Raw genomic sequence first — 15,720 nt, forward strand, 5'->3', positions numbered from 1 at the left:
CAAATGACACTAAAGAGGCTATATGACACTTTGTGTCATTGGCAAGCAATAATCATCGCATTCTGCTTGGATTAATCGCTGCGCATGTCTATCCGTTTGAAACTATTGAGAAAAAAACTCGGCGTCACCCTGGAGGCATTGGCCGAAAAATCCGGGATGACCAAGAGTTATCTGTCCAAGGTCGAGCGCGGCTTGAACACCCCGTCGATTGCCGCCGCGCTGAAACTGGCCAAGGCGTTGAACGTCAAGGTCGAGGAACTGTTCAGCGAAGGCAGCGTCAGCCTCGACAGCTACAGCCTGGTGCGCAGCCACGAGCGGCCCGAGACCGCGCCGGGTTATGCAGTACTGGCCCATCAGGTCAGCGAGCGCAGCCTGCTGCCGTTCATCATTTATCCGCCGGCAGAATTCAGCGACAAGACCTTCAAGGAGCATTTGGGGGAAGAGTTTCTGTTTGTGCATGAAGGCCGGGTGGAAGTGGACTTCATGACCGAACGGGTGCTGTTGGAGCGTGGCGATGCATTGCACTTCAACGCGCAAAAGCCCCATCGGATTCGCTCGGTGGGCGAGGTGCAGGCGCAGTTGCTGGTGGTGGTGCACAGCGCCGAGGAATAACGCCAACGCTGTGTTGGAACTCGGTCAATGTGGGAACTGGCTTGCCTGCGATAGCGGTGTGGCTGATACACCGCCATCGCAGGCAAGCCGGCTCCCACATTTGATCGCCTTCGTTAACCCGATCAGTGTTCGACAGGCACCGCCAGGGCCGGGTTGCCGAGTGCATGGCTGCGTGCCGCAAAGAACCTGAGCTCCACTTCCATCTCCTCAAACAGTGCGGCAAACCGGCGTTTCTGCTGTTGGATAAACCCGTCGCTGCGGCCAAACACCGAGATCGCCAGGGTCTTGATCTTCGACCGGCGAATTGCCTCCACCAAGTGCCCATCCTGTTCGCTCAGGTGATGGCCGAACAGGCACAACGCACCTTCCTGTCCCAGCAATTGCTCATAGCAGAACGACAGGTAATCCGAGCTGCGAATGCTCTTGAGCTTTTCGCTGCTGGGGCCTTCGTTGATAAACAGCGGCACATCGTCGAGGGTCTTGATCGTGTTGTTGATCGCAAAGCTGCTCAGCAACGTGCTGTCGGTGGAGGCCAGCTTGCGCGCCGAACCATCCAGGTTGCGTACCAGGTGCAGGCCGCCGTGCAGGTACAGAATGCGCGTCGCGGTGGTTGCGGTATCGCGCAAGTCAAAGCGTGATTCGGCGCCGCGAAACAGGTCGTCGATACCCGGCGTATGCAGGATCGACCAGTAATTGAGCAGGTCGTAATTGCTGGTGAACACTGTCTTGTAGCTCGCCAGTTCCTGATTGATGGTCACCAGGGTCGACGGCTGTACCAGGCGCCACGGGATATGCACGGCGTGGACGGTATTGATCAGCGCTTCCTTGATCGCGTAGTAGCGATTGCGCGGCGCGGCGGAGCTGACGGCCAGGGCCTTGTTGACGCGGCTGGTGGTTTTCAGGGCGCCCAGCACCTGCTCGAAGCTGCGGGTCTGCATCGCGTCAAACACGCTCAGTTCGGAAGCGCTCAAGGGCTTTTCTTCCACGGTGCGTGCGTTTTCAAACAGCGAGTCGTAGGCAAAGTCTTCCCATACTGTGCGACTGGCGCCGTTGCCGATCAGGATGGCGTCGAAGGCGATGCTGTTGCGCAGTGCGTTCCAGTCTTCAAGGGTGGCGTCGATATCCTGGAAATCCTTCATTGCGGCGGGTCTACTCAAAAACGGCTGGGCGGTGACTTTATCACGGGCGGGCGTTGATCTTGGTCAAGATGCCGCAGGCGGGTGAGGTTGATGCTGTAGGAATCAACGCATCCCCGAGGATTCATCATGAGCAGCACGTTCTTCATTCCCGCCGTCAACATCATGGGCATCGACTGCCTCGACGAAGCCATGAACGCGATCCGCAACTACGGTTTTCGCAAGGCCCTGATTGTCACCGACGCCGGCCTGGCCAAGGCGGGCGTGGCCAGGATGATTGCCGAGAAACTGGCAATGCAGGACATCGACTCAGTGATTTACGACGGCGCCAAGCCCAACCCCAATGTGGAGAACGTCGAGAACGGCCTGGCGTTGTTGCAGCAAAGTGCCTGCGATTTCGTGGTGTCGCTGGGCGGCGGCTCGCCCCATGACTGCGCCAAGGGCATTGCCCTGTGTGCCACCAATGGCGGGCATATCGGCGACTACGAAGGTGTCGACCAATCGAGCAAGCCACAGCTGCCCCTGGTGGCGATCAACACCACCGCCGGCACCGCCAGCGAAATGACCCGTTTCTGCATCATCACCGACGAAACCCGCCACGTGAAAATGGCCATCGTCGACCGCAACGTCACACCGTTGCTGTCGGTCAACGATCCTGCACTGATGGTCGCCATGCCCAAGGGCCTGACCGCCGCCACCGGCATGGACGCGCTGACCCACGCCATCGAAGCCTATGTGTCCACGGCCGCCAACCCGATCACCGACGCGTGCGCGATCAAGGCTATCGAGCTGATCAGCGCCAACCTGCGCCTGGCCGTGCGCGACGGCAGCGATATGGCGGCCCGGGAAAACATGGCCTACGCGCAGTTTCTCGCCGGCATGGCCTTCAACAACGCCTCCCTGGGGTTTGTCCACGCCATGGCCCACCAGTTGGGCGGCCTCTACGACTTGCCCCACGGCGTATGCAACGCGGTGCTGTTGCCCCACGTGCAAAGCTTCAACGCCAGTGTCAGCGCAGCGCGCCTGAGCGACGTCGGCCGCGCCCTTGGGGTGGATAACAAACACGCCAGCCCGGAAGAGGGCGCCCAGGCGGCCATCGCGGCGATCCGCTGCCTGTCCCAGGACGTCGATATCCCGGCCGGCCTGCGTGAGCTCGGCGCCAAGCTGCAGGATATCCCGCTGCTGGCCACCAACGCCCTCAAGGATGCGTGCGGCCTGACCAACCCTCGGCGGGCGGACCAGCGCCAGATTGAGGAGATTTTCCGTAGCGCGTTTTAATCCGCCCTGGAACGGGCGACGCACCACAGTGCGCCGCCCGCCAGAGCTACACATAGCGCGGCCAATGGCCACACTTGCTGACTGACCAGCAAGCTGGCCACACCCCCTATCAGCGCCGCCAGCAACTGGTGCAGAAAGCCACTTAGGGCCATGGCGTACGAGCCGCTTATCGGAGAGTGATCGTTGGCCAAGGACAGACTGATGGGGTAACTCATCGACTGCCCGAACACCGCCACGCAATACGGCAGCCACAGCAGCCAGGCCCAATCGCTGGCGAACCAGCCTGCGAGCAACATCACCGAGCTGCCGCCCATCACCAATGTCACACCCCATGTCATCATCGGCAGGCGCCCGCTGCGGGCAACCCAGCGATTGACCATCAGTGCGCCCGCCAGATAGGCCGCGCTGATCGGCCAACCCAGCAGCCCGTACTGCGCAGCAGTCCACTCGAAGCGACCCTGCAGAATCAGCGGAGCGCAGGTGTTGAACGCGATGATCACGCCATACCCCAATCCGCCCGCCAACGCCGCTCGGAGAAACGCCGGGTGTTGCAAAATCATGCGGTAGATACGCCACGCAGAAACCTGTCCATCGGCTTTCATCCGCGCCGGGAACGCCACCCCTTGCAGTACGCCAATCAGCCCGATTGCCGCCAACGCCAGGCCATAGAAGATCGCCTCCCAACCAAACGCCACCTGCAATACCGAGCCAATGAACTGGCCGATGCCCAGGGCGATCACGAAGGTCATGCCCAGCCACGACAGCCCCTTGGCCAACAATGCACCGCTGAAACTGTCGCGCACCAACACCCGAGCCATCACCGAAACGCCACCGGCGCCCAGGCCCTGGGCAAACCGTAGCGACAGAAACGTCTCGATGTTGTGAGCCAAGGGGATGGCCGCACTGGCCACTGCATACAGGGCCAATGCCGCCAGCAATACCGGCTTCCTGCCCAGGCGCTCACCCAGGCTGCCCCATAGCAGCATGGGCAACGCCATGCCTACCAGATACACCGCCAAGGCGAGCGAAGCTTGAGCCTCCAGGGCCTGCAGCGCTTGGGAAATGGCCGGGACTGCGGGAAGGTAAATGCTGATGCCAACCTGGGACAGGAAGGCGGTGCAGCAGGCAATGGCGAGGGTTGTGGTGCTCTTCAAGGGGGCGAGTTCCTTTCTGAACGCTAAATTTCAGGCGCAAAGCTACAAGCTGTTAGTGTATTTGTCTTTAGCTTGAAACTTGCCACTGAGGCCTCCCTGATGAGAGTTCTGCTATTCGGCGCCACCGGCATGGTCGGCCAGGGCGTGTTGCGTGAGTGTCTGCTGGCCGCTGATGTGCAGGAAGTGGTGGCGGTGGGGCGCACGGCGTTGACCCAGGCACATGGCAAGCTGCACCAGGTGTTGCATGCCGATATGTTCGACTTCCAGCCCCTGGAGCATTTGCTGCAGGGCTTTGATGCCTGTCTGTTTTGCCTGGGGGTGTCGTCGGTGGGCGTGGATGAAGCCACCTACACCCGGCAGACCTACGACCTGACCCTGGTCGCCGCCAGTACCCTGGCGCGGCTCAATCCGCAGATGACGTTTGTGTACGTGTCCGGTGCCGGCACCGACAGTTCCGAGCAGGGCAAGGTGATGTGGGCGCGGGTCAAGGGCAAGACCGAGAACGCCTTGCTGCGCCTGCCATTCAAGGCGGTGTATCTATTCCGGCCGGGGATCATTCAGCCGCTGCATGGCGTGCGTTCGAAAACCGCGCTCTACCAGACGATCTACAACCTGATCGGGCCGCTGCTGTCCCTGGTCCGGCGCATGCGACCAGCCTGGGTGGTGAGTACCGAGACCGTGGGCCGGGCGATGCTCGCGGTGGTCCGGCATGGCGCTCCGCAAGCGGTGATTGAGCCTGCGCAGATCCATCGCCTGGCTGCCGAGCGTTTGTAATGCTCTCGAAAAGCCTGATCCGTCGCCTGGCGCCTGATGCCGTTGATCATGGTGTGTTATCTGTTTGCCTTTTTTGATCGCATCAATATCAGCTTCGCCAAGTTCCAGTTGCAGGCTGACCTGGGTTTGAGTAACACCGCCTACGGTTTGGGCGCAGGGCTGTTTGTGATCGGATATGTGATCTTCGAAGTCCCGAGCAACATGATGTTGTACAAGGTCGGCGCCCGGCGTTGGATTGCCCGGATCATGGTGTCCTGGGGGCTGGCGACGGCCGCGATGGTGTTTGTGACGGCCGAGTGGCAGTTCTATGCATTGCGCTGATCAATACGTTGGGCCAACTCGGTGGCATCGTCAGCCCGGTAATGGTCGGGCGCATCAAGGACATCACGGGCAGCACGACCCCGGCGCTGTATGTGATTGGCGTGTGTGCATTGATTGCGGCGGCGCTGCTGCTATGGGGCTTGCCGCATAAGTTGCGCACCTCCGACAAGCGCTGACGACTCAGCTCACGCCAGCCAATGCCTTGGCCGGCGCGCTGCTGAACTGAATCAACACCACCCCGCCAATCAACATCAGCACCCCAAGCAAGCGGGGGGCGGTCAGTTGCCGCTCCACCAGACCAAACAGGCCGAAGTGGTCGAGCAACAATGACGCGAGGATTTGCCCGGCCATGGCCAGGGCGATAAACCCCGAGGCCCCGAGCTTGGGCAGCAAGACCAGGGCCAGGGAGATAAAGCACACGCCGAATGCGCCGCCGGTCCACATCCATAGCGGCGCCTTAGTGATAAAGCCGAGGCTTGGCAGCGGCAGCCGTAACGCCAGGATCACCGGCAATAACACCAGAATACTCACCAGCAGCGAGGCCAGGGTCGCCCACAACGGATGCCCGAGGCCGCGCCCGAGGTTGGCGTTGATTGCGCTTTGAAACGGCACCACCGCCCCGGCAATCACCGCCAGCAGTAACAAGCCCAGCCAATGCAAAGTGGTCATGATCAATCTCCAAAAGGTTTTACTGGACTCTACGGTATTCGTCGCGCAGATTTAAATTCCAAGTTCTTATGCTAAACATGCATGCCATGAATGATCTGCGCCGTGTTGACCTTAACCTACTGGTGATCCTCGACGCGTTGCTCAGCGAGCAGCACGTCACCCGCGCTGCCGAGCGCCTGCACCTGAGCCAGCCGGCGGTCAGCCATGCGCTGGGGCGCTTGCGTGATCTGCTAGGCGACCCGTTGCTGGTGCGCCAAGGCGGCGGCCTGGTCGCCACCGCTCGCGCGCTGGAACTGGCGGCGCCGCTGGCTGATGCCTTGGTCCAGGTCCAGTCGTTGCTGGCGCCGAACCGTTTTGATCCGGCGTCGGCCAGGCGCACCTTTCGCCTGGCCATGTCCGATTACGGCGCGGCTCTCTTGTTGCCTGGGCTGGTGCGGGCGCTGCGCGAGCAGGCGCCGGGGATTGATCTGGCCATCACCCACGCCAGTCGCGAAGGCATGCAGGAAGGGGTGCTCAGTGGGGAGATCGACCTGGCCGCCGGCGTGTTTCCCGACCTGCCGGCCGAGTTGCGCAGCACGCCGTTATTCGAAGAGCACTACGCCTGCCTGGTGGACCGCGACAGCTTGCCCGCCGACGGTGGGCTCGACCTGCCGACCTACCTGGCACGGCCCCATGTGCTACTGGAAATGCGCGGCAGCGGCACCCCGGAAATCGAGCGGGCGCTGACCGCGATCCGCGAGCGACGGCACGTGGCGATCAGCCTGCCGCATTGGGGCATCGCGCCGCAGTTGATCCAGGGCACTGACCTGATCCTTACCGTGTCCTCCCAAGGGCTGCTGAACATCGACTCGCGGCACTTGCTGGTGGTGCCGCCGCCGTTTCATATCCCATCCTTCGGTTTTGTACTGGCCTGGCATAAACGCCGCGCGGGGGATGGCGCCTTGCAGTGGCTGATCACCCAAGTGCAAGACGTGTTGGCCAAACGTGCGGCCTAGCATTGCAGTGCCCGGTGGATTGTGCACAATCGACGCGCCCCCTCTTTTCTGAGCGTGTTACCCATGACTTCATCATTGCTGTTTGCCGTCATCGCCTCGGGCTTTATCTATGGCATCACGCCGGGCCCCGGGGTGCTGGCGGTATTTGGCATTGGTGCGGCACGCGGCCGTCGGGCCGGCGCGGGTTTTCTGTGTGGGCACCTGCTGGGCGATGTGGTGTGGTGCAGCACCGCGTTGGTGGCGATTGTCGGCGCCCGGGAGATCGGTAGCAGCGCGTTTGATGTGCTGGGTGTGCTCAGTGCCCTTTACCTGTTCTGGCTCGGCATCCGTGCCATTCGCACCCGCAACCGCAGCGGGGACGCGCCTCAGGGGGCGGCGCGCCAACCGTTCTGGCACGGCATTCTGTTTGGCCTGACCAACCCCAAGGCCTATCCGGTGGCCGTGGCCACGTTCACCGCACTCCTGTCGAGCCGGGCCGAGCTGCTGACCTGGAGCATGCTGCCGTGGTTGATTGTCCTGAGCTTTGTAGGCGGCCTGCTGGCTTACGGGATCCTCATCGGCGTCGTGGGCGCGCGGCAGGTGCGTACGGTGTATCAGCGTCATGAAGTGTTGATCACCAAGCTGTGCGGGGTGATGTTTATCGGCTTCGCGATCAATGCCCTGGCCCATGCGTTGCCGGGCTTGCTGGGCAGTAAAACGTCCTGAGTACCGACGACCGTTCGTCGCACCAGCAAGTTTTTTCTAAACCTTTGCCGCCCTGAAAATTCAGATTCAGGGCGGGGCTCGTTCCCCGGCATGTATTTATTACCTGGAGGAACCCATCATGAGCCGCATGGCTATCCGGTTACGCACCGCCACTTTCGCGATGCTGCTGGGCCTCGGCGCCAGCAATGCTTTTGCCCAAGGCCCCGCCGAATTTATCGAGCAAGCCTCGGCCAAGGGCATGGCCGATATCGAAACCAGCCGCATGGCCCACGCCAAGACCTCGTCTCAGGAAATCAAGGACTACACCATCGAGGTCATCAACGAACGCACCCTGGCCAATCAACATTTGGCGGCCATTGCGAAAAAACTCGACTTGCCGGTGGCGCCTCGCGACCAGATCGTCGACAAGGCTGAAACCCTGATGCCTGAGCTGACCGATGGCGACTCCTTTGACGCCGCCTACACGGCTCAGCAGGTCAAGGCCAACGAAGATGCAATCGCGTTGTTCAAGCAGGAAGGCGCTGCTTCGGATATCCCTGAGATAAAGGCATTGGTCGACGAAACCCTGCCCAAGCTGGAAACCCGCCTGGAAAAAGCCCGGGCGCTGGCTTCGTCCTACAGCAAGAGCCGCAACAGCGACGGTTGATCGCGGGCTTTGCCAGGAAACGGCGGTTGGAGCTGATCCAACCGCCGTTTTTTTACGCCTGGTTCAGGTCGGTCTTGCCTGGGTCCGCCGCCGTGCCGTCGCCGCCGAGGTTGACGGTATGGCGCTCGCCCAAGGTACGGTATTCGCTGCGCAGTTTTTCCAGGGCTTTGAAGTCCAGGCCATCGAGGCTTCATGGCGATGCTCCAGGTAAGTGCTGATGAAAGTACTGACCGTGGCGGCACGCTGAAATTTCTTTTTACAATTGTTGACCTACATGAATTCGGTCGGGCCGTGCAACCGTTGGGCAGGTGCGGGGTGCAGGCATCGAACCCTGCTTGTGCAGGCTGGTCACTGTTTCATCACCCCGTTGAATGGAAGCGCGATCATGAGCCTCTCTCGTACTCTCTGCCTGGCCTGCTGCCTGGTGCTGTTGCAAGGCTGTTTCGACAGCTCTGACAATGAAACCCAGGACAACACCGGCGGCAGCAAATCCTCGGTGCAAATGAAGGATTCCAAGGCTGATCAGCCCTAGCGCTACGTGGCTGTCAGAACAATGACCTTGTGACCCCGCCATCCTCGAGGGTCAGCAAGTACTGCTTGGCTTCAAGCCCGCCGGCAAACCCGGTGAGGCCGCCCGCAGCACCAATCACTCGATGGCAGGGCGCGACGATCGAAATAGGATTGCGCCCGTTCGCCGCCCCCACCGCGCGTACAGCCTTGGGGTTGCCGATCTGTTGGGCGATCTGGCTGTAGCTGCGGGTTTCACCGAAGGGAATAGTCAGCAGCGCACCCCAGACTTTTTTCTGGAACTCGGTGCCGTCAAAGTCCAGTTCCAGCTCGAAGCACTCGCGGGTGCCGGCAAAATACTCGTTCAACTGCCGCTCGGCCTCCAGCAGCACCGCGCTGTGGTTGACTTCCACCAGCTCGCCCAGGCGCACACGGTTGGCGCGCTCGGCCTCCCACAAGATGGCGGCGAGCTTGCCGTTGCGGGCAACCAGGGTCAGTTGGCCGACGGGGGAGGGCATGAGTTTGTATTCACGCGGCATGAGCGGGCTCCTTGTTGAGTGGATCGTTTATCGCCTGCACTTTAGCGCTCGTCGCGGGTGGCTGAACTACGTTTCTTGCGCTCAAATTCGGCGATGTTATCGCTCCTGTTGCAGCACCTTCAGCGCTGCCGATGCCAGGAACCCCGAACGACTTTTTTCTTCCGGGTGGTGCAGCACGTACTCATCAATGCGGTTGAGCAAGTAGCCAGGCAGCGTGATGTTGAGTTTTTGCGCCTTGCCCAGGTACTTGGTCACATCAATATCCACCACCGCCCAGGTACAGCCGGCGTACAGGGGGTTGGCTGCGTGCAGCGTGACCTTTTGTGCGCTGGGAATGGGCGCGCCCTCTTCGGCCAGCAGCTCAAAATGGCCTTCTATGGCTTCCCGTGCCATGGCCATGGCGTCGTCCAGGTCATCACCGGCAGAGAAGCAGCCAGGGATGTCGGGGACTTCTACGCCCCAGGCGTGGTCATCGTCGCCGGTTGAAATTGCAATCGGATACAGCATGTTCTTGTCCTCCAGGTACGCTTCAAGCGAGCAGAGCTTGTTTCAAGATGCTCTTGGCGGTCTTGTCCAACAGATGCTTCTTGGGGTGGGGAATGGTCACCAGCCCAGGCTTGGCAGGGTGTTTAAAATGATGATGACTGCCCCTGACGCGCACCAGGTACCAGCCATCAGCCACGATATGGCCTATCAAATATCGGCTATCCACATCACCTCCTTGTGGTGTGTTGGTGGTGACTATAACTACTAAATAAAAATTTTCAACACTCTACCCACCAACAAAAGAGGGCAGGCGGTGCAAGAAGTTTATGGGGGCGGGGCGAGGCTGCTGGACGAAGGTATTGCGGGGTTTTACTGATAAATCCCAGGCACAAAAAAACCGGCTTCAGGAGCCGGTTTTTTATTCATCCTCCATCAAGGACAAGCTGATGGGGGAGGACAATCTGAGTGGAGCGGGTAGAGGGAATCGAACCCTCAACTAAAGCTTGGGAAGCTTTCGTTTTGCCACTAAACTATACCCGCTCAGAGCGGCTGACTTTGTACCAGAAGTGCGCGGCGATTTGAAGTTTTTCTTTGAAAAATGTGCAAGTTGCGAGCGTCAGCGGATGCTTTGAGCCCACCCCAGGCAGAAACGCTGCACCGTCCCTGCCCAGGGCCTTGCTTTCAAATCGCAAACGCATGCAGGGCCTGGCCCTGGTGATGCCGCAGTCGACTCACCGACTGTTCCGGTTTCAAAAAGCCCATCAATGCCTGCCGACTGTCATTGCACGCGGCCTTGTGCTCCATGTCCAGAAAGTGCCCGGTGGCCTGGATGGTGCCGAAGCTGCTGTTCGCTACATGTTGCCCAAACAGCCGGGCATCCTCGGCACTGGTGTATTCGTCCCACTCGCCATTCAAGAACAGAACCGGAATGTCGATCTGCCGTGCGGCCTTGAGGTAACACTGGCGGTCGCTATTGAGCACCTGGCTGATGTGGTAGTGCATCTGCCCGTACTCGTGCTCGGCCAGGGTGCTGACGTGTCGATAGTTGAAGCGCTTGAACAGTGGCGGCAGGTGTTTGCCGATGGTGCTGTTGACCAGGTTGCCGACGCTGTGGCGGTCGAGGGTGCCGAGGTAGTCGACGCCACGTTCCAGATAGTCGCGCATCGGTGCGTTGATCACTGGGGAGAAGGAGCTGATCACGGCTTTCTCCACGCGCCGGGGACGCTGGGACAGGGCGACGAGCGTGGCGACACCGCCCCAGGAAAACGACAGCACATGCTCGGCGGCGAAGTGTTCGATGAGTTCCAGAAGGATCTGGCCCTCAATGTCCTTCGTCAGCATTTGCTCATGGCGGTTGTGGGCTTTGGAACGACCGGCGTAGGGCTGATCGTACAAAACCACATTGAATTGCGGATGCAGGCTTTTCACGGTCTGGGCGAACGACGCGGTGGTGGCCATGGAGCCGTTGACCAGGATGATGGTCTTTTGAGCAGCCTCCGCGCGATAGAACTCCGTGTAAACCCGATACTGACCCTGTATATCCAGCACAGCGATTTCTGGCCTCATGTCGTAAGACTCCTGGCAAGCGGGTGATGCGCGCAGATCACTCTGCACGAGCTTTGTGACAGGTAGGCATACGCCTGGAAGGGAGGCCCATGTCGGTCCGATGAGGCTGGCCGACGGGTGTTGTTATGGCGGGCAACTTGCTTGGGCCCCTACGTCAAGCGGTACGGGCCGGCAATGTGTTTCTTGGAGGTCGGGTGACTCGCCAGTCAGATTGCGGCTGGCGGTTTGATTTAAGCAGGAGGCGGGCCAGGTCGCACGTTTGACCCTGGGCTTTTGCCGATCACCGGCTGAACGGTCATATCTGGCGGATTTCAGCTTCTGTCAGCGGCCGATATTGGCCGGGGGCGAGTTGTTCATCCAGCACCAGCGGGCCCATGCGTTCGCGATGCAGGCGCGTCACCTTGTTGTCGAAGTGCCCGAACATGCGCTTGACCTGGTGATAACGCCCTTCAATGATGCTCAGGCGCGCGCTTTTGGGGCTCAACACTTGCAGGTCGGCCGGTTGGGTGGTCAGGTCTTCGAAGGCGAAGTACAGGCCGGCACTGAACGTTGCGGCGTACTGCGGGCCAATCGCCTGTTCGGTCTCCACGTAGTAGACCTTGGGCAGCTTGGTCCTGGGCTGGGTCAGGCGCCGGGACCACTGGCCATCATTGGTGATCAGCAGCAGGCCGGTGGTGTTGAAGTCCAGGCGGCCGGCGATATGCAGGTCGCCCTTGTCCGGCTCATCCAGCAGGTCGAGGACGGTGGGGTGTTGGGGGTCGACGGTGGCACTGACGCAGCCTGGCGGCTTGTGCAGCATGAAGTAGCGCGCGGGTTTCCCCACCTGCAGGATCTCGCCATCACATTCCACGCGGCTGAACTCGCGCACTTCATGGTGGGGGTCGGCAACCGGCAGCCCATCGACTTGAATCCGTCGCTCCGCCAGCAGTAAGCGCACTTGCTGGCGATTGAAGCGGGGCAGGTTACTGAGGAATCGGTCGATACGCATTACCGGGGCTCGGCTGCGCGCAGTTGTGCGTCGACCTGGGCACAGCGCGGGCACAGGCAGGCCTTGTTGCGCAGCTCCATCGGCAGGGCTTCGAGCACCTTGGGATCGATGGTGACGCTGTAGCACCAGCAGGCACGGTCAGCGGTGCGCGGGTCGGCCAGGGTGCAATCGTTGCGAGCGCCGCAGGCCGGGCAAAGTGTGGGAGTGTTCATCGGTCGGTTCAGGTGTCATGGCGTCGAGGTTCCGGCGAAACCGGTGTATTTGGCACGATACAGACCTGGGCGGTTTATTGCGCCATAGATGTATCAATCTATGTCCAAGTCGCACCAGATTTGCTTTTTGCGGTCTGATCTCTTGTCATTCAGTGAAAGCTGTCTGTCGCCCCCCAGCGTCGCTGGTGTGTGCTCTTCCGCGGTCCAGGAGGCCGCCATGTATCGTCGATTGCTCATCATAGCTGTGCTCGGTTTGACCCTTTCTGCTTGCGTGCCCTATTACGATGGAGGCTCCAGCTACTATCGATCCGAAGTCTATACCGCACCCGCGCCGGTCTATTACTACGGCGGCGGTCCGTCATACCAGTACCGGCGCGGTTATTACGCACCGCCACCACGCTATTACCCGGCGCCGCGTTATTACCAGCCGGCGCCCCGTTACTATCAGGCCGGGCCAAGGGCGGGCTACCGTCCCTATCCCAGTCAGGGATGGGGGGATCATCGGGGCTACAACGGCCATGGTCGCGGCGATGGACGTGGCGGTGATCATGGCCGGGGACGTGGCGGGCATCGGTAGTCAGACTTTTCTTTGAAACGGCGCGAAATGCGCCGTTTTTTTGTGGGCGACCATCTGTCTGGGCTGTCATATTTAACAGCTATCTTAAGTGCTCTTCTAGGACTTTACTGGGTGGCAAGACCTCAGTAGCTCAACGGAATGACACATGATCAGCCGGGCACTTATTCTTTTTTTACTCGGTTTTTTTTCCTTCGCTCACGCCAGCGCAGAATTCAGCTGCCCCTATCCCTCGTCGATCAAGCGCAAGGCGGGCCATTTCCAAAGTGACAATGGCCACTGGAGGAGCCCGGTAGGCGGGGCCGACAGTTTTTTGGAAAGATTTGTCGGGGCGGTTTTTATTCCGGCCAATGACCAGGAGCGCAAACAAGGCTACTTGGAGTATTGCACCTACAAGGCGGCCAACAACCAGTGGGTCAACCTCAGGTTCCAGGCGCCCGAGCCCCTGTCCGGCATGTCGCTGACCGACTCCACCCATTGGATGCCGGCCCGCGGGCCGTTTGACCAGGAAATTTTTGTGTGCACGGACAGCCAGCCCGACAACTGTTCGTTCACCCTCGATCGCCCAAAATACTAGCCCGTCGCTTGACTTGCGTCTGTCATAAATCAGACAGGTCTGCCAGGGGATGGCGGCCTTCCCAGGCCTTGTGAAAGTGCGCCTCGACCACCGCCTCGGGAATGCGCTTGATATCTGGCCAGTGCCAGTGTGGCTGCTGATCCTTGTCGATCAGGCGAGCGCGTACCCCTTCGCTGAACTCCGGATGCCGACAACAGTTGAGGCTCAAGGTGTATTCCATCTGGAACACCTGCGACAGAGAAAGGTGCCGCGCCCGTCGGATCTGCTCCCAGACCAGGTGTGCGGTCAGCGGGCAGCCCTCGCTCAAGGTCTTGCCGGCCCGGCTGAACAGCGGGTCGGCATGCTCGCGCAGTTGGCTCAAGGCGCGCCAGGCGCAGTGCACATCACCCACATCCAACCATGCGTCGATCTGCTGGCGGCGCGGCAGCCACTGTGGTTCGGGCTGCTGGCTGGCGGCCTCCTGGGCCAGGGCCTTGAACAGGCTGTTGAGCTGCATCGCCGTCTGTTCCTGCCAGTTCAGCTGTAACAGGCCCTCAAGCATTTCGTCCTGTTGCTCATCCAGCAGGAAGCGGTCGGCCAGGCCCAGGTCCAGGGCGTCGCGCCCGTTCATATGGGCGCCGGTGAGGCCCAGGAACAGGCCGAGCTTGCCGGGCAGGCGCGAGAGGAACCAACTGGCGCCGACGTCCGGGTACAGGCCGATGCTGATTTCCGGCATGGCCAGCCGGCTGCTCGGGGTGACGATGCGGATGGCGGCGCTTTGCAGCAACCCCATGCCACCGCCCAGAACATAGCCATGGCCCCAGCAAATCAGCGGCTTGGGGTAGGTGTGCAGGTGGTAGTCCAGACGATATTCGGCAGCAAAAAACTGCGCGGCCAGGGCGGGGACTTCGCCCGGGTGCTCGCGGCAGGCCTGGGCCAGGCTGCGCACTTCACCGCCGGCGCAAAACGCCTTGGCGCCGTTGCCGCGCAGCAGCACGCAGACGATTTGCGGGTCTTTGGCCCAACTGTCCAGGCGCTCGCTCAGGGCCAGGATCATCGGCAGGGAGAGGGCATTGAGGGACTTTTCTGCGTCCAGGCTGGCGATGCCGATACGGGCGCCGTCTGTGCCAGTGAGCTCTTCGAAGTGCAGATTCATCATGACCTCAATCGGTAAATTGAACGTTGAGTATGATCCCTTCGTGGGAAAGTGCCGGTTGCGCGTCAGATCAATTGACAAGTGGGGTGGGCTTTCCTAGGGTTCGCCCATTCTTTTTACATGATGCTTTTCTGATGACTGTCGACGACCGTATCAAACTTGAACCGAGCTGGAAACACGCCCTGCGTGAGGAATTCGAGCAGCCGTACATGAGCCAATTGCGCGAGTTCCTGCGCCAGGAGCATGCGGCGGGCAAGGAAATCTACCCGCCGGGCCCGTTGATCTTCAACGCGCTCAACTCCACGCCGCTGGACAAGGTCAAGGTGGTGATCCTCGGCCAGGACCCGTATCACGGCCCGGGCCAGGCCCACGGCCTGTGCTTCTCGGTGCAACCGGGCGTGCCGGCGCCGCCGTCCCTGGTCAATATCTACAAAGAGCTCAAGCGCGACCTCAATATCGACATCCCCAGCCACGGCTGCCTGCAAAGCTGGGCCGACCAGGGTGTGTTGATGCTCAATACCACCATGACCGTGGAGCGCGCCAATGCCAACGCCCATGCGGGCAAGGGCTGGCAGTTCTTCACCGACCGGGTGATCGAGATTGTCAGCGAGCATCAGCCGCACCTGGTGTTCCTGCTGTGGGGCGCCCATGCCCAGGGCAAGCAAAAGCTGATCGACGCGACCAAGCATCTGGTGCTGACCTCGGTGCATCCGTCGCCGTTGTCGGCGTATCGCGGGTTTTTGGGCTGCGGGCATTTCAGCCGGACGAATAAGTTTCTTGAGCAGAATGGCGAGACGCCGATCGAGTGGCGGTTGCCGCCGCTCTGAAGGTCAACACAAGGTAGAA

21 protein-coding genes, 1 tRNA gene and 1 pseudogene are annotated in these 15,720 nt (G+C 60.7%); 12 read left to right on the top strand and 11 right to left on the bottom strand.

All coding sequences use genetic code 11. The annotated features are described in order from the left end of the window. The first annotated feature begins 84 nt into the window (after nucleotides 1–84). Nucleotides 85–612, top strand: a complete 528-nt coding sequence (locus tag PSH73_RS06205; RefSeq protein WP_170059961.1) for a helix-turn-helix domain-containing protein — start codon at nucleotides 85–87, stop codon at nucleotides 610–612. A 122-nt stretch (nucleotides 613–734) separates the two neighbouring features. Here PSH73_RS06205 and PSH73_RS06210 read toward each other — a convergent pair whose 3' ends face one another. Continuing rightward, the gene (locus PSH73_RS06210; RefSeq protein WP_305462107.1) at nucleotides 735–1,751 is read right to left on the bottom strand and encodes a DUF4917 family protein; all 1,017 of its coding nucleotides are present in this window, start codon (nucleotides 1,749–1,751) and stop codon (nucleotides 735–737) included. Nucleotides 1,752–1,877: 126 nt separating this feature from the next. Between PSH73_RS06210 and yiaY the strand changes: the two genes are divergently transcribed. After that, nucleotides 1,878–3,026, top strand: coding sequence for an L-threonine dehydrogenase (gene yiaY / locus PSH73_RS06215; RefSeq protein ID WP_057439762.1), 1,149 nt, complete (start codon nucleotides 1,878–1,880; stop codon nucleotides 3,024–3,026). Here the strand turns inward: yiaY and PSH73_RS06220 are convergent. Then, complete coding sequence (locus tag PSH73_RS06220) at nucleotides 3,023–4,180, bottom strand: MFS transporter (protein WP_057439761.1); 1,158 nt, start codon at nucleotides 4,178–4,180, stop codon at nucleotides 3,023–3,025. The genes yiaY and PSH73_RS06220 overlap by 4 nt on opposite strands. Before the next feature lie 99 nt (nucleotides 4,181–4,279). Between PSH73_RS06220 and PSH73_RS06225 the strand changes: the two genes are divergently transcribed. From PSH73_RS06225 to PSH73_RS26960, 3 genes and pseudogenes are all read left to right on the top strand, one after another. Next, nucleotides 4,280–4,954, top strand: a complete 675-nt coding sequence (locus tag PSH73_RS06225; RefSeq protein WP_057958766.1) for an NAD(P)H-binding protein — start codon at nucleotides 4,280–4,282, stop codon at nucleotides 4,952–4,954. A gap of 21 nt (nucleotides 4,955–4,975) precedes the next feature. Next, nucleotides 4,976–5,272: pseudogene (locus PSH73_RS26955) on the top strand (MFS transporter); the annotation flags it as partial. Continuing rightward, the gene (locus PSH73_RS26960; protein WP_233096830.1) at nucleotides 5,251–5,451 is read left to right on the top strand and encodes a hypothetical protein; all 201 of its coding nucleotides are present in this window, start codon (nucleotides 5,251–5,253) and stop codon (nucleotides 5,449–5,451) included. The pseudogene PSH73_RS26955 and the gene PSH73_RS26960, both read left to right, overlap by 22 nt. A gap of 4 nt (nucleotides 5,452–5,455) precedes the next feature. Here PSH73_RS26960 and PSH73_RS06235 read toward each other — a convergent pair whose 3' ends face one another. Continuing rightward, nucleotides 5,456–5,944, bottom strand: coding sequence for a DMT family transporter (locus tag PSH73_RS06235; RefSeq protein ID WP_057958768.1), 489 nt, complete (start codon nucleotides 5,942–5,944; stop codon nucleotides 5,456–5,458). Between the two features lie 77 nt (nucleotides 5,945–6,021). Here PSH73_RS06235 and PSH73_RS06240 point away from each other — a divergent pair, with 77 nt between their 5' ends. The 4 genes from PSH73_RS06240 to PSH73_RS06255 all read left to right on the top strand — a co-directional run bounded on the left by PSH73_RS06240 (nucleotide 6,022) and on the right by PSH73_RS06255 (nucleotide 8,822). Then, entirely contained in the window at nucleotides 6,022–6,939 is a 918-nt protein-coding gene (locus PSH73_RS06240) for a LysR family transcriptional regulator (protein ID WP_233096829.1), read from the top strand. A 63-nt stretch (nucleotides 6,940–7,002) separates the two neighbouring features. Beyond that, entirely contained in the window at nucleotides 7,003–7,644 is a 642-nt protein-coding gene (locus PSH73_RS06245; RefSeq protein WP_128593594.1) for a LysE family translocator, read from the top strand. 118 nt (nucleotides 7,645–7,762) lie between these two features. Next, complete coding sequence (locus PSH73_RS06250) at nucleotides 7,763–8,290, top strand: DUF4142 domain-containing protein (protein ID WP_057439756.1); 528 nt, start codon at nucleotides 7,763–7,765, stop codon at nucleotides 8,288–8,290. Nucleotides 8,291–8,675: 385 nt separating this feature from the next. Beyond that, the gene (locus PSH73_RS06255; protein ID WP_164844853.1) at nucleotides 8,676–8,822 is read left to right on the top strand and encodes a hypothetical protein; all 147 of its coding nucleotides are present in this window, start codon (nucleotides 8,676–8,678) and stop codon (nucleotides 8,820–8,822) included. A 13-nt stretch (nucleotides 8,823–8,835) separates the two neighbouring features. On the opposite strand, the gene PSH73_RS06260 is transcribed toward PSH73_RS06255, so the two are convergent. From PSH73_RS06260 to PSH73_RS06290, 7 genes are all read right to left on the bottom strand, one after another. Beyond that, nucleotides 8,836–9,336, bottom strand: coding sequence for a methylated-DNA--[protein]-cysteine S-methyltransferase (locus PSH73_RS06260; RefSeq protein WP_057958770.1), 501 nt, complete (start codon nucleotides 9,334–9,336; stop codon nucleotides 8,836–8,838). 96 nt (nucleotides 9,337–9,432) lie between these two features. Further along, on the bottom strand, nucleotides 9,433–9,843 hold the full coding sequence (locus PSH73_RS06265) for a type II toxin-antitoxin system HicB family antitoxin (protein ID WP_057439755.1): 411 nt from the start codon (nucleotides 9,841–9,843) through the stop codon (nucleotides 9,433–9,435). Nucleotides 9,844–9,865: 22 nt separating this feature from the next. Continuing rightward, nucleotides 9,866–10,048, bottom strand: coding sequence for a type II toxin-antitoxin system HicA family toxin (locus tag PSH73_RS06270; RefSeq protein WP_115127579.1), 183 nt, complete (start codon nucleotides 10,046–10,048; stop codon nucleotides 9,866–9,868). A gap of 240 nt (nucleotides 10,049–10,288) precedes the next feature. Then, a tRNA-Gly gene (locus PSH73_RS06275) sits at nucleotides 10,289–10,362 on the bottom strand. A gap of 141 nt (nucleotides 10,363–10,503) precedes the next feature. Next, on the bottom strand, nucleotides 10,504–11,388 hold the full coding sequence (locus PSH73_RS06280) for an alpha/beta fold hydrolase (protein WP_120732097.1): 885 nt from the start codon (nucleotides 11,386–11,388) through the stop codon (nucleotides 10,504–10,506). A gap of 295 nt (nucleotides 11,389–11,683) precedes the next feature. After that, the gene (locus PSH73_RS06285; RefSeq protein ID WP_120732098.1) at nucleotides 11,684–12,376 is read right to left on the bottom strand and encodes a 16S rRNA pseudouridine(516) synthase; all 693 of its coding nucleotides are present in this window, start codon (nucleotides 12,374–12,376) and stop codon (nucleotides 11,684–11,686) included. Further along, a complete protein-coding gene (locus tag PSH73_RS06290; protein ID WP_057439751.1) occupies nucleotides 12,376–12,588 on the bottom strand; it encodes a cysteine-rich CWC family protein in 213 nt (70 codons plus the stop codon). Before PSH73_RS06290 ends, PSH73_RS06285 begins: the two co-directional genes overlap by 1 nt. Before the next feature lie 217 nt (nucleotides 12,589–12,805). On the opposite strand from PSH73_RS06290, the gene PSH73_RS06295 reads away from it, so the two are divergent. Then, nucleotides 12,806–13,165, top strand: coding sequence for a hypothetical protein (locus PSH73_RS06295; protein WP_115127582.1), 360 nt, complete (start codon nucleotides 12,806–12,808; stop codon nucleotides 13,163–13,165). A 145-nt stretch (nucleotides 13,166–13,310) separates the two neighbouring features. Then, a complete protein-coding gene (locus PSH73_RS06300; protein WP_169990278.1) occupies nucleotides 13,311–13,739 on the top strand; it encodes a DUF3757 domain-containing protein in 429 nt (142 codons plus the stop codon). Nucleotides 13,740–13,761: 22 nt separating this feature from the next. Here the strand turns inward: PSH73_RS06300 and PSH73_RS06305 are convergent, their stop codons facing one another. Beyond that, nucleotides 13,762–14,874 carry an enoyl-CoA hydratase/isomerase family protein gene (locus tag PSH73_RS06305; protein WP_169990279.1) on the bottom strand — a complete coding sequence of 371 codons (1,113 nt, stop codon included), beginning with the start codon at nucleotides 14,872–14,874 and terminating at the stop codon, nucleotides 13,762–13,764. Between the two features lie 134 nt (nucleotides 14,875–15,008). On the opposite strand from PSH73_RS06305, the gene ung reads away from it, so the two are divergent. After that, a complete protein-coding gene (gene ung / locus PSH73_RS06310) occupies nucleotides 15,009–15,701 on the top strand; it encodes a uracil-DNA glycosylase (RefSeq protein ID WP_057958776.1) in 693 nt (230 codons plus the stop codon). Nucleotides 15,702–15,720: the final 19 nt, after the last annotated feature.

Origin of the sequence: Pseudomonas sp. FP2294 (genome assembly GCF_030687625.1) — a bacterium.
GTDB lineage: Bacteria > Pseudomonadota > Gammaproteobacteria > Pseudomonadales > Pseudomonadaceae > Aquipseudomonas > Aquipseudomonas shahriarae.

Excerpts from the sequence above, each read along its gene's own strand:
- PSH73_RS06235 (WP_057958768.1), bottom strand. The coding sequence starts at position 5,944 with ATGACCACTTTGCATTGGCTGGGCTTGTTACTGCTGGCGGTGATTGCC.
- PSH73_RS06265 (WP_057439755.1), bottom strand. The coding sequence starts at position 9,843 with ATGCTGTATCCGATTGCAATTTCAACCGGCGACGATGACCACGCCTGG.
- PSH73_RS06205 (WP_170059961.1), top strand. The coding sequence starts at position 85 with ATGTCTATCCGTTTGAAACTATTGAGAAAAAAACTCGGCGTCACCCTG.
- PSH73_RS06250 (WP_057439756.1), top strand. The coding sequence starts at position 7,763 with ATGAGCCGCATGGCTATCCGGTTACGCACCGCCACTTTCGCGATGCTG.
- PSH73_RS06305 (WP_169990279.1), bottom strand. The coding sequence starts at position 14,874 with ATGAATCTGCACTTCGAAGAGCTCACTGGCACAGACGGCGCCCGTATC.
- PSH73_RS06260 (WP_057958770.1), bottom strand. The coding sequence starts at position 9,336 with ATGCCGCGTGAATACAAACTCATGCCCTCCCCCGTCGGCCAACTGACC.
- PSH73_RS06300 (WP_169990278.1), top strand. The coding sequence starts at position 13,311 with ATGATCAGCCGGGCACTTATTCTTTTTTTACTCGGTTTTTTTTCCTTC.
- PSH73_RS06240 (WP_233096829.1), top strand. The coding sequence starts at position 6,022 with ATGCATGCCATGAATGATCTGCGCCGTGTTGACCTTAACCTACTGGTG.
- PSH73_RS06295 (WP_115127582.1), top strand. The coding sequence starts at position 12,806 with ATGTATCGTCGATTGCTCATCATAGCTGTGCTCGGTTTGACCCTTTCT.
- ung (WP_057958776.1), top strand. The coding sequence starts at position 15,009 with ATGACTGTCGACGACCGTATCAAACTTGAACCGAGCTGGAAACACGCC.
- PSH73_RS06210 (WP_305462107.1), bottom strand. The coding sequence starts at position 1,751 with ATGAAGGATTTCCAGGATATCGACGCCACCCTTGAAGACTGGAACGCA.
- PSH73_RS06255 (WP_164844853.1), top strand. The coding sequence starts at position 8,676 with ATGAGCCTCTCTCGTACTCTCTGCCTGGCCTGCTGCCTGGTGCTGTTG.
- yiaY (WP_057439762.1), top strand. The coding sequence starts at position 1,878 with ATGAGCAGCACGTTCTTCATTCCCGCCGTCAACATCATGGGCATCGAC.
- PSH73_RS06290 (WP_057439751.1), bottom strand. The coding sequence starts at position 12,588 with ATGAACACTCCCACACTTTGCCCGGCCTGCGGCGCTCGCAACGATTGC.
- PSH73_RS06225 (WP_057958766.1), top strand. The coding sequence starts at position 4,280 with ATGAGAGTTCTGCTATTCGGCGCCACCGGCATGGTCGGCCAGGGCGTG.
- PSH73_RS06285 (WP_120732098.1), bottom strand. The coding sequence starts at position 12,376 with ATGCGTATCGACCGATTCCTCAGTAACCTGCCCCGCTTCAATCGCCAG.
- PSH73_RS06280 (WP_120732097.1), bottom strand. The coding sequence starts at position 11,388 with ATGAGGCCAGAAATCGCTGTGCTGGATATACAGGGTCAGTATCGGGTT.
- PSH73_RS06245 (WP_128593594.1), top strand. The coding sequence starts at position 7,003 with ATGACTTCATCATTGCTGTTTGCCGTCATCGCCTCGGGCTTTATCTAT.